The sequence below is a fragment of the Paenibacillus sp. FSL E2-0190 genome (genome assembly GCF_037992965.1).
In the GTDB taxonomy this organism is placed as follows: domain Bacteria; phylum Bacillota; class Bacilli; order Paenibacillales; family Paenibacillaceae; genus Paenibacillus_AQ; species Paenibacillus_AQ odorifer.
Genome location: NZ_CP150306.1, coordinates 5403994 through 5417917, shown reverse-complemented (window position 1 = coordinate 5417917; position 13924 = coordinate 5403994). Strand labels below are relative to the sequence as shown.

General features: G+C 46.0%; 9 protein-coding genes. 6 read left to right on the top strand and 3 right to left on the bottom strand.

What is annotated here, in order from left to right; translation table 11 throughout:
- Nucleotides 1-238 precede the first annotated feature (238 nt).
- Nucleotides 239-565: an AzlD domain-containing protein gene (locus tag NST25_RS23855; RefSeq protein ID WP_076192109.1), complete on the bottom strand. Its 327-nt coding sequence runs from the start codon at nt 563-565 to the stop codon at nt 239-241.
- Nucleotides 556-1290, bottom strand: a complete 735-nt coding sequence (locus tag NST25_RS23850; RefSeq protein WP_036683898.1) for an AzlC family ABC transporter permease — start codon at nt 1288-1290, stop codon at nt 556-558. Before NST25_RS23850 ends, NST25_RS23855 begins: the two co-directional genes overlap by 10 nt.
- Before the next feature lie 209 nt (nt 1291-1499).
- Between NST25_RS23850 and NST25_RS23845 the strand changes: the two genes are divergently transcribed.
- The 4 genes from NST25_RS23845 to NST25_RS23830 all read left to right on the top strand — a co-directional run bounded on the left by NST25_RS23845 (nt 1500) and on the right by NST25_RS23830 (nt 7052).
- Nucleotides 1500-3725: a hypothetical protein gene (locus NST25_RS23845; RefSeq protein WP_076128972.1), complete on the top strand. Its 2226-nt coding sequence runs from the start codon at nt 1500-1502 to the stop codon at nt 3723-3725.
- A 151-nt stretch (nt 3726-3876) separates the two neighbouring features.
- Nucleotides 3877-4437, top strand: a complete 561-nt coding sequence (locus NST25_RS23840; protein WP_076128974.1) for an ECF-type riboflavin transporter substrate-binding protein — start codon at nt 3877-3879, stop codon at nt 4435-4437.
- Nucleotides 4438-4518: 81 nt separating this feature from the next.
- Nucleotides 4519-6225, top strand: a complete 1707-nt coding sequence (locus tag NST25_RS23835) for an ABC transporter ATP-binding protein (RefSeq protein WP_340392625.1) — start codon at nt 4519-4521, stop codon at nt 6223-6225.
- Nucleotides 6222-7052, top strand: coding sequence for an energy-coupling factor transporter transmembrane component T (locus NST25_RS23830; protein WP_076128979.1), 831 nt, complete (start codon nt 6222-6224; stop codon nt 7050-7052). Before NST25_RS23835 ends, NST25_RS23830 begins: the two co-directional genes overlap by 4 nt.
- A 54-nt stretch (nt 7053-7106) precedes the next feature.
- Here the strand turns inward: NST25_RS23830 and NST25_RS23825 are convergent, their stop codons facing one another.
- Nucleotides 7107-8093 (bottom strand): Na/Pi symporter, encoded by a 987-nt coding sequence (locus NST25_RS23825; RefSeq protein ID WP_076218327.1) that lies wholly within the window; start codon nt 8091-8093, stop codon nt 7107-7109.
- 99 nt (nt 8094-8192) lie between these two features.
- Here NST25_RS23825 and NST25_RS23820 point away from each other — a divergent pair, with 99 nt between their 5' ends.
- On the top strand, nt 8193-9617 hold the full coding sequence (locus tag NST25_RS23820; RefSeq protein WP_340392624.1) for a class I SAM-dependent rRNA methyltransferase: 1425 nt from the start codon (nt 8193-8195) through the stop codon (nt 9615-9617).
- Between the two features lie 793 nt (nt 9618-10410).
- Nucleotides 10411-13923 carry a helicase-exonuclease AddAB subunit AddB gene (gene addB / locus NST25_RS23815; RefSeq protein ID WP_340392622.1) on the top strand — a complete coding sequence of 1171 codons (3513 nt, stop codon included), beginning with the start codon at nt 10411-10413 and terminating at the stop codon, nt 13921-13923.
- Nucleotide 13924 lies beyond the last annotated feature (1 nt).

Here is a 13924-nt window from a genome sequence, read left to right as displayed (position 1 = left end):
GACCACCAATTCATAACAATCTCCTGATGCTTTCGGACCCAGCTGGCGTTATTTGCATTTTTTTTGCCTTTTATGCTTAGTTTCGGACTCCAGTGCAGCTATTCCTCAGAAAGTAGTTCATAATAGGTGTTTTTCATGACTATAGCGACTATGGTGTCCGTTAGTGTTCCAAAAGTGGGATAATGCTGCGAATAAGGTCAACTGTGTCCGATAGTGACTTCATACGCGTAGAAGTGGATCAAAAAAACATCCGTAGGATCATGATTGAAACAATCCCCGCCAGTACAGTGCCTAGCAAGCTCCGGGTTTTTATCGCAACCAAAAAAGTAGGCAATGCCGCAAAAAGCTCAATGTTATTAGCTAAAGACGAAAATTTCCCATCATTCAAAAATATCTCCTGACCTATTAATGCTGCCATAACAGAGATAGGAACATAGTTTAACCAGCGCATTCCCCATTCTGGCAATTCAAACCGGCTAAGGATCATGAGCGGAGCCACCCTGGGAATAAAGGTCACAAAAGCTGCTCCTAGAATGATCAGAAAGACATCCCATCTCACTTCCATTTTTCAAACACCATCCCTATTGTTGACGCAATGACTGTAGCGATAATCACTCCAACACTGCTGGAGAATAGGAAGGAGCTTCCTACTGCTATGATCACGGCAAGGATTGCGACAACCAAATCTAGTTTGATTTTATTACGGTCAATCATGGAAATTACAAGAATGCCAATAAACATCGCAGGTAAGGCAAACTGTAAACCGAATTGATCAGGGTCTGAGATCCACTGGGCTAAAAAAGCTCCCGCTACATTCGCAAGAAACCAATTTAAATAAGCGGTGAGATTTAGACCGTGCATCCATTTTTCACTGATTTGCTGCTTATTCAAAGCTTGATTGATGGCAACTCCAAAGGTCTCATCAGTCAATAAAGAACCAACCAGCATATTTCTCAGTGGGGAAAGATGGCGGAAATAAGGTGAAAGAGCTGCACTAAGCAAAATATGGCGAAGATTCACGATAAATATCGTAATAATAATGGCCGCAGGCGAGCTGCTAACAGCTATCATTCCAGCAGCTATAAACTGAGCTGAGCCCGCGTAAAGAATCAAGCTGATTAAGGCAATCTCAGCAATGCTGAGCCCGGCTGTCTTTTGAACAACACCTGCTGCAAGTCCGATGCTTAAGTAGCCTAGTAGTGTGGGAATACAATCTTTTACCCCTTTAAGGAAGCTATCTTCCTGTTTAGGAGACGGGATTGCTTCTAGTTGGACGTTCTCTGCACTCATCGTAGCCCCCTTGTTTCAAGAAAGAATGTAGTAGTTAGCATATTACTTCCTAATATTTTGATCAACCTTTACCGTATTATCTAGTCTGAAAGTCCCGAATTTCGCTTTATAGAGCCAGGGGGTAAACACTTAGGGTACAATTGTCGATATAAGTAAAAGAGTGTGGGGATAAACCACCGAACGACATTATAGCCTAAGGGAGAGAACAAATGACTGTGTACAGGAAAATGACGAAAATGCTCCTCATCATGATATTGTTAGCTACTGCGGTTTTTCCGGTAAGTGTCTTTGCAGCGACCGGCGATATCAACTCGATTGAATTCGAAAGCTCCGCTAAAGTAGAGCTTACGGTTGGACAAACGCCAAAGCAACTTAAGGTATATGCGAATGTGGAAGGGTCCTCATCTAAAAGAGATGTGACAGGTGCAGTTGTATGGAATTCTTCTAACACAAACGCTGTAAAGGTAGTAAATGGCCTTTTGACTCCGATTGACAGCGGAAAAGCTATTATTACAGCGACTTATAATCATGCACTTGCTACCATTGAAGTTGAGGTAGCCCATCCTGTTAAAGAACTGAAGCTCGAATATAGTTCTGAAGGGAACTACAAATTGGGTGATGATGAGGATAAACTGCTGGTCAAAGCCAATGCGATTGGTGGAGAAACAGCGACTTCTGCTAAGGATGTAACGGCTGATACTACTTGGAGCAGCTCCAACACAAGCGTGTTGACCATTGCAGAAGGTAAGATCACTTTGGCTGGTGAAGGTACAGCAACGATCACTGCCAAATACAAGACCTTAACAGCAACCTTTAAGGCTGTAGTGAAATTGCCTTATTCTGAAATTGAGCTTAAACATGACGACAAAATCGTTAAAGAACTAGAGATGCTAGTCGGAGATGCACCTTTGAAGTTGGTTGCAGAGACTAAAGAAACTACAAAATCCAGCGCAAATGATATTTCAGAGAAAGCGGAATGGTCCTCTTCTAGTGCTAGTGTAGCTACAGTAGACAAAGGCGAGATCAAAGTGTTGTCTGCTGGTAAAGCTGTAATTACAGTATCCTATCTAGGGATTACACAAACAGTAGACGTATATGTACGTGCTCCTTATGAAGCGCTGCTACTTACTCCTACAGGAGATCAATTCCTGTTTATGGGCGAAACCCTGAACGTTAAAGCTGAGGTTCGCGATGCTGCGAATTCTACTCCGAACATTTCAGGCAGCGCAGTATGGACTTCGGATAACCAATTGGCGGCAACCGTTACGCCTGGTAGCGATACTGCGGCAGTGACTGCTAAAGCAGTGGGAACTTCGGTTATTAAAGCAGAGTACAGAGGAATTAATAAAAGCTTTAAGCTGACAGTGTATCCTACGATCACAGAACTGGCAGCCGACAAGACGGAATTGGAGCTTTACACAGATGACACCGTAAGCCTTCCAAAAGTAAATGGTACAAAGCTTGACGGAACAAAGCTAGATCTTAGCAGTGATATTGAGTGGACTTCTGCGGATGATGAGATTGCCACCATTAAAGACGGCAAGATTGTTGCTGAATCGGCAGGTATTGTGAAGGTTATCGGTAAAATAAAATCAGAAAACCCAACGACTTCAAAAACTGCTGTAAGAGAAAAAAGTGTTGAAGTAAAGGTTACAGTGAAAGATAAAGTCCTTGTCTTGCTTGGACCAGAAGAAAACCTGGTGATTGTTACTGGTGAAGAGAAGGCTGTTCCTGAAGTAAAAGCTGTGATGGAAAACGGCAGTGAACTTGATGCTACTGCAACTATGGAATGGGAGCTTACCGGTACGAATGCGATTATCAAGACAACAACTTCCGGTAAGGTAATCAAAGGACTGGTGAAGGGTTCTGCTACTTTAAAGGGAACTTACGCTAATAAAACCATCAGTATCCCAGTTACCATTGAACAAAAGGTTACTAAGCTAGTTGTAGAACCTACTGCTATCGAAATGAACATTAAAGGCTCTAAAGCGATAAAGGTAACGGCTTATTATTCTAATGGTAAGACAGGGAATGTCTCCAGCAGTATGAATTGGGAGTCCTCAAACGAGGCGGTTGCTACGGTTAAAGCTACAACCGTTAAAGCAGTAACAGAAGGTACTGCTACGTTGACAGGATCTTACCAAGGGATTGCTGCTAGTGTCAAAATTACTGTAGTTCCTAAATTAACAAAGCTGACCGTTAATGAGAGCAGACTGAAAATGGCTCCGGGAGCCGTTCAGAATGTTGTTGTGACTGCACAGTATGATACTGGTAAGACTGCTGTTGTTACTGGAAGTGCGGTATGGACCAGCTCCAAGCCTTCTGTAGCGAGAGTATCTGCAAGTGGTCAGATTGTAGCTGTGAGTAAAGGAACGACATCCATTAAAGGAAAGCTAGGCGGCAAAACAGTTACAGTATCAGTGACAGTGAAGTAATAGAGAATAGGATCTGAATTATCAACTATGAATCTGCAAAGCCAACATTATGTTGCTTTGCAGATTTTTTTATTTAGATTCTATAGTAATTCCGACTATTCCGATGTATAATCACATAAAACATAATAGATGCGTTGGGGGAGATGAAAACATGGCAAAACAAAAGGTGTTGTCGATCAAGACGATTGTAGCGATTGGTATTGGTTCTGCTTTATTCGTTATATTGGGGAGATTCGGCTCGATTCCTTCGGGTATTCCAAACACTAACATCGAGACTACATACGCATTACTGGCATTGTTCTCCCTATTGTACGGCCCGTTTGCCGGATTATTTATAGGCCTGATCGGGCATACCCTGAAGGATACGATATCTTATGGATCGCCATGGTTCAGTTGGGTCATATCATCAGGAATTGTAGGGCTGGTTATTGGCTTGTTAGTAGCTAGAATCGCTATTCATGACGGGGAATTCGGACGGAAGGAAATAATACGCTTTAATCTGGCTCAGATTGCAGCGAATGCTGTAGCTTGGTTCCTTGTAGCCCCAGTGTTGGATATTCTGATCTATGCAGAACCCGCTAATAAAGTATTTACGCAAGGACTGACCGCAGGTGCATTAAATATAGCTTCGGTGGCAGTGATCGGATCTTTACTAGCCATTGCGTATGCTAAGACAAGAACGAAACAGGGCAGCTTGACTAGAGAAGCTTGAGTGGAATACATATCCAAGCTAAAAAGCCGGTGGAAATCACCGGCTTTTTTCTCTTCACATTAACCCAGAGGAAGGTCTCAGATGAAAAAAGTAATGATTGAATTTAAGGATTTCAGCTTTCAATATCGGGCGCAGCAGGAACCCACACTACAGGGGATTAACTTAACGATTGTTGAAGGGGAGAAGGTGCTTATCGTGGGACCCTCAGGTTCTGGGAAAAGTACACTGGCTCATTGCATTAATGGTCTCATCCCTTTTGCTTACAGAGGGGAAATATCAGGTTCATTACGGGTTATAGGCCAGGAGCAGAAGGATCTGAGTATCGCAGAGCTGTCCAATCAGGTAGGTACCGTATTGCAGGACCCGGATGGACAATTTGTAGGATTAACGGTTGGTGAGGATATCGCCTTCAGTCTAGAGAACCATGTGGTTCAACAGACAGAAATGAATAGCAAAGTGGCGGCTGCCGCAAGAGCGGTGGATATCCACGAATTTCTGGCCTCTTCTCCTCAGGAGTTATCGGGTGGACAAAAGCAAAAAACGTCCTTGGCAGGTGTTCTGGTAGGTGATGTGGACATCCTGCTCTTTGATGAACCGCTGGCAAGCTTAGATCCTTATACAGGTACAAAAGCGATTGAGCTTATTGATCGAGTGCATAAAGAGACAGGTAAAACCGTTATTATGATCGAGCATCGTCTTGAAGAGGTGCTGCATCGGGCGGTGGATCGTATTATTGTGATCGATGAAGGACGTATTGCGGCGGATATGCCGGCTGCAGAATTGTTGAGCACAACGTTGCTTTCAGAAGTTGGCATTCGGGAACCTCTCTATTTAACGGCTTTGAAGTATGCCGGATGTTCGATTACAGCAAATATGAATCCGCAGCATGTGAACGATATTCAGTTGGAGGCGTGTTCTAATAAACTTAAGATCTGGTATGAGTGCAATCAGTCACGCCAGGATAAGCTGGAGAGCCCACCCATCCTTGAACTGCAAGATATTTCTTTTGGATACGAAAAAAATCAGCAGGTGCTGGATAAGCTCAATCTCTGTATTCATAAAGGAGAGATGGTCTGTATAGCGGGGCGAAATGGGGCTGGGAAATCTACAGTTTCTAAGCTGATTTGTGGATTCTATAAACCTACTTCCGGATCAATACGGATGCATGGGCGTGATATTGCTCAGGACACGATTAAGGAGCGGGCAGAGCGGATTGGTTTTGTTATGCAAAATCCCAATCATATGATTTCTAAGACACTTTTATATGATGAGGTTGCCCTAGGACTAAGACTCCGAGATTGCCCTGAGGAGCTCGTTCGTGAACGCGTCCATCAAGTCTTGAAGGTGTGCGGACTTTATTTTTTTCGCAGCTGGCCGATCTCGGCGCTCAGTTACGGCCAGAAGAAACGGGTCACGATTGCCGCCATTCTGGTACTGGAGCCGGAAGTGATCATTTTGGATGAACCGACTGCTGCTCAGGATTACAGGCATTATAACGAAATGATGGAGTTTCTCTTGACGCTGCGGGGGCAGGGGATGACGGTCATTATGATTACGCATGATATGCACTTGATGCTGGAATATGCCGATAGAGCTATAGTGTTAGCTGATGGCGTGAAGCTTGCGGATGATAGCCCTGAGCGAATATTAACGAATACTGATGTGGTGAAAAAAGCGAACTTGAAAGAAACCTCGCTTTTTGCCCTAGCTATAAAAGCTGGATTGAAACAACCGGAGGAGTTCGTAAGAAGGTTCATTGCGTATGATAGGAGGAGCCGAGGCGGATGAAGGCCAAAATGTTAACTTTTACGAAGCAGGATTCACCTATTCACCGTCTTACCGGCGCTACGAAGTTGATTTTATTTGTAGTGTGGTCTGTGACGGGGATGATTACATATGATACAAGATGTCTAATTGTGATGCTGTTATTTAGTTTGCTTGCCTTTAGAATTTCCAAAGTTCAATTTCAGGATTATGCTTTCGTATTATATTTCATCTTGATTTTCTTTTTGCTTAATCATATAGCTATCTTTATCTTTTCTCCTTTGGAGGGCGTACGTGTTTACGGGACACGTCATGATATTATGCATATTGCAGGCCGGTATACGGTAACTTGGGAGCAGCTATTTTATCAATTCAATATTGCCCTGAAATATGCGGTGGTCATTCCTATGGCATTATTATTTCTTCTAACGACCAATCCCAGTGAATTTGCAGCATCCTTAAATAGAGTTGGAGTGAACTATAAAATTGCATATTCTGTATCGCTGGCACTGCGGTACATTCCGGATATTCAACGAGATTATGAGAATATATCGTTCTCTGCTCAAGCAAGGGGAATAGATATTTCTAGAAAAGAAAAGCTGCCTAAGCGGCTAAAAAATATCATTTCGATTCTGATGCCCCTAATTCTGACTAGTATCGAGCGGATTGAAAATATCAGTACCGCTATGGAGCTGCGCGGCTTTGGCACTGAGACCAAACGAACTTGGTATAGCCGTCGCCCGTTCACGAGAGACGATTATTTTGCATTGGCTTTGTTTGCGCTGATTGGAATTTTCTCGACGGTGATCACTTTTTACGACGGTTCGCGGTTTTATAATATTTTCGATTGAAGTATAATAGTACAGTTGTGGAAAACTGGGATTATAATAAACGGCACCTTTTTGTTAAGACTGAAGACGTTTCTCCAGTTTTGACCATATAGGCAGGTAGCATAATGGCAGTGCTAGAAGTGAGCAGACTACGTTGAAAATGGTCTGGGCGTGGGCGATTTGTGAAGCAGGGCCTCCACCAATCCATGCAGCACTTGCTTGTAGCAGCCCGATCATGGGCAAGAATAATAGTGCACCACCTACATTAAGCGCAACATGGGACCAAGCGACGAAGACGCCGGATGGCGTGCCGCCGATGGAAGCGATGACCGCTGTAACACAGGTGCCTACGTTGGCGCCCAGCACAATGGCTATACCTAGCTCAGGCGGCATGGCACCCGAGGCGGCAATGCTCATAGCCATAGCTATGACAGCAGCGCTGCTATGGAGCATGGCTGTTAGGCACGCTCCAGCGGCGAGCCCCCATAAGGCACTAGTAGCGGCATGGTTTAGGAACCAGAGGAATAAGCCACTTTCCTGAAGTATTCCGCCGATAGACTGCATGACAGCGATGCCCCATAGGACGAGGGCGAAGCCTGATACAGCCAGACTGATAAATTGCAGCGGCGGGGATATTTTGTGGCAGAGCTCTGCCACTCGTGATGTAGGCGGCAGTTCGCCTGCAATAACTGCCGCTGCCCACAGACTGAGCGAGGCTGCCAGCAAGGGCGTGGCCATGGTATTGATCTGAAGTCCGATCAATTCTGTAGTTAATGTGGTGCCGATGTTGCTGCCCAGGATAATGCCAAGTGTGCGGGCATAGGTAAGCAGGCCGGCATTGACCATGCCGATAGTCAACACCGTTACAGCAGTACTGCTCTGGAGTAAGGCGGACAAAAGGCTGCTGGCAATCATTCCTTTAATAGGTGTTGAGGTAGCTCTATTTAGGCTTGTAGTTAATAGAGGGCCTGCTAGCTTGGACAACGCCGTTTCCATCAGCTTCATGCCGGCTAGAAAGATAACAAGACCATATATGATAGGGAACAGCAAATCACTGAACATAGGGCATACTCCTTTGGACGAGGGTTGTACACCAATATATGAATGTATTGCATGGGACATGTATAAAAACATTTTTAGAAAAACAGGGAGTTGAAGTCATTGCCATCGGTTATTTTAGAACGCAATCGCAAAAAAAGACTGGAACAGGGCCATCCGTGGGTCTATGCAGGTGAAGTCGCATCGGTAGAAGGAAATCCGGAAGCGGGGGGATTAGTAGATGTCCTTAATCATCAGGGCCGATTTTTGGCCGTAGGATATTACAATCCAGCGTCACAAATTCGGGTAAGAATTGTATCGCAGGGACCCCTTGCGATCATGGATACAGCCTTTTTTGCAGAACGTTTTGCGAATTGTCTGCAACACAGAAACCGGTTCCTTCCGGGTGCGGATGCTTATCGCTTGGTTTATGGTGAAGCGGACTTTTTGCCGGGGCTTATTGTAGATCGATTCGGAGATATTTTGGTTGTGCAGCTGCTTACCCTCGGAATGGACAAGCGGCGTGCAGAAATCGTCGAAGCATTGGTGCAGGTTATGGCACCGCGCGGAATCTATGAGCGCAGTGATGTTAGTGTGCGCGAGCTTGAAGGTATGGAGCAGACAACGGGGGTGCTGTACGGGGAATGTCCAAGGCATGTAACCGTGAGCGAGAATGGCCTGAAGCTGGTCGTTGATATTGAAGAGGGCCAGAAGACAGGTTACTTCTTTGACCAACGTGAGAATAGAGCTTCCATTGCTCCGCTCATGAAAGGCTGGGGAGGACGAAGCGGCATTACGCTACAGGAAATTGAAACTGAGGATGGTTCGCTACAGACCTTACCAGTTAATAAGAGCGGCAAACATGTAACGTTCCCTTATTGGGACGGTGCGACAGTGCTGGAATGCTTCTCGCATACGGGCAGCTTCACGCTGCATGCCTGCAAGTATGGCGCGAAAAAAGTAACCTGCCTTGACGTTTCAGCACACGCCATTGAGAGTGCCAAAGTGAATGTGGAGCTGAACGGCTTTAGCGATCGTGTTGAATTCGTAGTGGATGATGCTTTTGCATATCTACGGAATCAGGTTAAAGGACTAGAGGAACGTTCTGAACGGGCGACAGTTGCCAGTGGAACAGAGACGGCAGCAGCTGCTGCAAATCCTAAATCCGGAGGCAAAACAGCCAAAACCGACACATCCAAGCCGATGACGGCAGGTGGAGGAAGAACTTGGGATGTAGTCATCCTGGACCCTCCGGCGTTTGCCAAAACCAAAAGTGCAGTAGCTGGCGCTTGCCGTGGTTACAAGGATATCAATCTGCACGGGATGAAGCTGGTGAACGAAGGCGGCTATTTGGTTACCGCAAGCTGTTCTTACCATATGCAGCCAGATCTGTTCCTCGAAACGATTGCCGATGCGGCTAAAGATGCTGGCAAGGTGCTGAGACTTGTGGAATGGCGGGCCGCAGGCAAAGACCACCCACAAATACTTGGCGTTAACGAAGGACACTATCTGAAGTTTGCGATTTTTGAAGTGCGGAGTAAAAAATAAGCCTGAAGGTCAAAAAGGTTTACAGTGCCAAGTAACAAGTAGGATAAACGGGCTGGACGTAGGGTGGCCGTGAGTCGACTGTAAGGCAAGGAGTTGCCAACGGACTCAGATGACTCTATTTAGCGTAAACAGCCCATTATTGAATTCTTACGGACCCTAAAGGCGCTATTGCCCCAATAACACCCGTAATGCAGCACATTTTCGAAGAATAGCGTCAGTGGGGTCCGAAAAGTTGCCATAACAGCACTGAATCCACGAATAACGGCTCCTGGGTCCGTAAGTAATTAATGAAACAAGCCGAGCCGAAATGTTGAGTGTTAAATTCGGAATACTAAATAGTAAACAACGAATGATGCTTATTGAATTATGATATGCGGAATGCGGATTACAAAACGATCGGCGTAGAGTGCTAATGTTGAGTATTGAATATTGAACGCTGAACGCTGAACGCTGAACGCTGAACGCTGAACGCCAACAGTCTAACATTGACCCTACGCTCCGACATTGGCAGCTCCTATCTAACGTTGCACAACTGGCATTAAAAACAAACTAAACACTCTAAAAAGCAAGCCGCCAAAATCCGGAGGTTTGCTTTTTTTATTTGTACTCATAGCTGTTTATCCTTTGCAAAACATTAGAAAATACTAGCAAACACATGTTCCGATTAGTGTGGTTATGATATACTGAGGGGACGAGGAATCACTGAACTTTTTTAATTGGAGTGTAATCAATAGGTGGATATTTCACCCTGTATTCTATATATTTTCTCCGCTACGGAAGGAGTCTATCATTTATGCCGGTAACCTTTTTACTAGGCCGCTCGGGCAGTGGCAAGACAACAAAAATATGGGAATCTATCTCTTCTTCCTTAGAAAAGGAACCGCTTGGTGCGCCGATTATTATTCTTGTGCCAGAGCAAGGTTCTTTTGGAGCAGAACGGGGGCTTCTGACCGTAGGGAATGTGAAGGGAAGCCTTCGGGCGCAGACACTGAGTTTTTCGCGGCTTGCCTATCGTGTGAAGCAGGAAACTGGTGGCAGTGCAAGTCTGCCAATCAGTGAAGAAGGTAAGAAAATGTTAATTTACAAAATCATCAGTCGCCGCAAAGAGGAACTGAAATTATTCGGTGCCTCAGCAGACAGACCGGGTTTTGTGGAACGTCTGAACCAACTGCACACGGAGATGAAACGTTGCTGTTTGGGTTCCACTGATTTAGAGGAACAGCTGTCCGCTATGCGAGGAGCTATTGCAAGAAGTCCTATTCTTGAGGGTAAGCTGGATGATTTGCAGCTGGTATTTAGCGATTTAGAGAAGGAAATGTCCCGTCTTTATATCGATGAAGAGGATCGTTTAGCGGAACTGGCTGAGCATATTCCAGATTCCTCCTACATTCGCGGGGCAGAGATTTGGGTAGATGGGTTCCATGGATTTACTCCGCAGGAATTCGTAGTGCTTCGAGAATTGATGCAGCAAGCTTCGAAGCTGACGGTTTCGCTTACAATTGATCGTCCTTACCCCTATGGAGATCAGTTGAATGAGCTTGAATTGTTTCACCCAACTGCGGTTACTTACATTAAACTGCGTGGAATTGCTGAAGAGCTGGGCATTGATGTATGGGACGAGCTGCTGGAGCCAATGGTTCTTCCACGTTTTGAAGAAAGTCCAGTACTTGCTCACCTTGAACGGGGATATGATCGCCGGAAGGCTTGGATAGATGCGGATGAACTGGCAAGAGAGGCTATATCCATAGGCGCCGCAGTTTCGCACAGAGCAGAGGTTGAGGGAGCCCTGCGCGAAATGACTAGACTGGCGCGGGATGAAGGTGCAAAATATGGCGAAATGGCCGTATTGATGCGCAATATTGGCGATTACGAGCAGCTGGTTCAGCCGTTGTTCCAAGATTATGGAGTGCCATTTTTTCTGGACCAGAAGGTGAATGAGCTGCATCATCCGCTAGTGGAGTTTATACGTTCCGCATTGGATGTAGTGCGTCGTCGCTGGCGTTATGAGGATGTATTCCGTTGCGTAAAGACGGAGCTTCTGCTTCCGCTAGACGGTAGTATTACGCGTGATGATATGGATGCTTTAGAAAACTATGTGCTGGCTTGTGGGATTCAGGGGTACCGCTGGACAGATGGCCGCTCATGGAAAGGTATTCCTAGCTTGTCGCTGGAAGGCGGCAGACAGATGGATGATGAACTGCTTGCTACTATGGAACGATGCCGTGCTAGTATAACAGGTCCATTATTTGCTTTTGAGAAAAGAATCCAGAAAAGTCGTAGCGGTCTTGAACTTTGTACGGCATTGTACAAGCTGCTTGAAGAGACGGATGTTGCACGAAAGCTGGAGAAACTCAGTGTTAAGTCTATGGAGAAGGGCCAACCCGAGAAGGCTAGGGAACATAGCCAGTTGTGGGGTGCGGTACTTGATCTTCTAGATCAGATAGTAGAAATGATGGGCAATGAAAGACTTGAGTTTGAAGTGTTCACTGGAGTTCTAGAGACAGGTCTTGCTGAACTTAAAATGGGACTAGTTCCGCCCGCACTGGATCAAGTATTGGTCGGCAATATGGATCGGACTCGCCCAACGGGGGTTAAATACGCTTTTTTGCTTGGATTTAATGAAGGTGTTGTGCCTGCGCAGTTTAAGGAAGATGGAATTCTCTCGGAAGGTGAACGCTCCGTACTAGAGAATGCTGGAATGGAGCTTGCTCCCGGCGCTTCTCGTAAACTGCTGGACGAGCGGTTTCTGATCTATAATGCACTAACGACAGGAAGCCGAAAGCTCTGGATTAGCTACGCTACAGCGGATGATGAGGGCAAAGCTCTCCTTCCCTCTGAGGTTATCCGGCATTTGCATAGAATGTTCCCAAGGGTTCAAGAGCACAGCTTGTCAGCACTTCCCCCTTCGGGACTACCTATAGAAGTCGGAAATCCTATCCATCTCGGTTTCATTGGTCAACCAGAACAGAGTCTTCGCGCATTGATTATGCAGCTGCGGCAGTGGCGCCAGGGAACAGAAATTCCGGAGCTATGGTGGGATGTGTATAACTGGTTTACTAAGAACGAAGATCGTAAATTTCAACTGGAACGTTTGCTAAGTTCACTGTTCTATCGTAATAAGGGAATGAAGCTAAAGCGTGGCACAAGCCTCAGATTGTATGGTGGCTCAACACTGCGGGGCAGTGTGTCCCGGATGGAGAAATTTGTTGCGTGCTCATTTTCCCATTTTGCGTCCTACGGACTAAGACTGAAAGAGCGCCAGTTATATAAGCTGCAAGCACCTGATATCGGACAGCTGTTCCATGCTGCGTTAAGTGATATGGCGATAAGACTGAAACAAGAGGGACGGGGCTGGGGCAGCTTATCTCCGGATGAATGTCGGCGTGAGGCCAGTGAGACAGTAGAACGGCTATCTCCGATGTTGCAGGGTGAAATTCTAATGAGCTCCAAACGTTACGGGTACATCTCCCGTAAGCTTAAGAATATTGTTGGACGTGCTTCTGTGATTCTGGGCGAGCACGCCCGCCGGGGCAGCTTTGAGCCAGTAGGGCTGGAGCTGGATTTTGGACCGGATAAGGAGTTGCCGCCTTTAAGAATTACGCTGCCGAATGGCTGTGTGATGGAGGTCGTTGGCCGGATTGACCGTGTAGACATGGCCCGTGGAGAGAACGGTATTCTTCTGCGGGTAATTGATTATAAATCGAGCCAAAAGGATCTCAAGCTGCATGAGGTGTATTATGGCTTGTCGTTGCAAATGCTGACTTATCTGGATGTGCTGCTGACATATTCGGAGCAATGGCTGGGGCAGCCGGCACTTCCAGCAGGCACACTTTATTTCCATGTGCATGATCCGTTGTTAACTTCATCCAACGGGATGAACAAGGAACAGGCTGAGCAAGAGCTGTTGAAACGCTTCAAGATGAAAGGACTGCTTACAGCTGATCGTGAGGTTGTCTCCCTGATGGATACCACTTTAGACAAAGGGTATTCTTCTATCGTGCCTGTAGCAGTAAAAGCTGACGGCAGCTTTTATAGCAGTGCTTCAGTAGCTACACCAGAGCAGTGGAGCCATCTATTATCCTCCGTTAGAGGGACGATCTCGGATATCGGGACACGGATTACAGAGGGTGATGTGGCGATTGAGCCGTACCGAATTGGGCAGGAGACAGCCTGCACATTCTGTTCCTTTAGGCCTGTCTGCCAGTTCGATGAAGCTGTGGAAGGCAACAGCTATAACAATCTGGGTAAGCCAGGGAAGGACGTTATATGGGATCTGCTGTCCCGCAAAGGAGGAACTACACCTTGAG

Excerpts from the sequence above, each read along its gene's own strand:
- NST25_RS23845 (WP_076128972.1), top strand. The coding sequence starts at position 1,500 with ATGACTGTGTACAGGAAAATGACGAAAATGCTCCTCATCATGATATTG.
- addB (WP_340392622.1), top strand. The coding sequence starts at position 10,411 with ATGCCGGTAACCTTTTTACTAGGCCGCTCGGGCAGTGGCAAGACAACA.
- NST25_RS23835 (WP_340392625.1), top strand. The coding sequence starts at position 4,519 with ATGAAAAAAGTAATGATTGAATTTAAGGATTTCAGCTTTCAATATCGG.
- NST25_RS23830 (WP_076128979.1), top strand. The coding sequence starts at position 6,222 with ATGAAGGCCAAAATGTTAACTTTTACGAAGCAGGATTCACCTATTCAC.
- NST25_RS23850 (WP_036683898.1), bottom strand. The coding sequence starts at position 1,290 with ATGAGTGCAGAGAACGTCCAACTAGAAGCAATCCCGTCTCCTAAACAG.
- NST25_RS23840 (WP_076128974.1), top strand. The coding sequence starts at position 3,877 with ATGGCAAAACAAAAGGTGTTGTCGATCAAGACGATTGTAGCGATTGGT.
- NST25_RS23855 (WP_076192109.1), bottom strand. The coding sequence starts at position 565 with ATGGAAGTGAGATGGGATGTCTTTCTGATCATTCTAGGAGCAGCTTTT.
- NST25_RS23825 (WP_076218327.1), bottom strand. The coding sequence starts at position 8,093 with ATGTTCAGTGATTTGCTGTTCCCTATCATATATGGTCTTGTTATCTTT.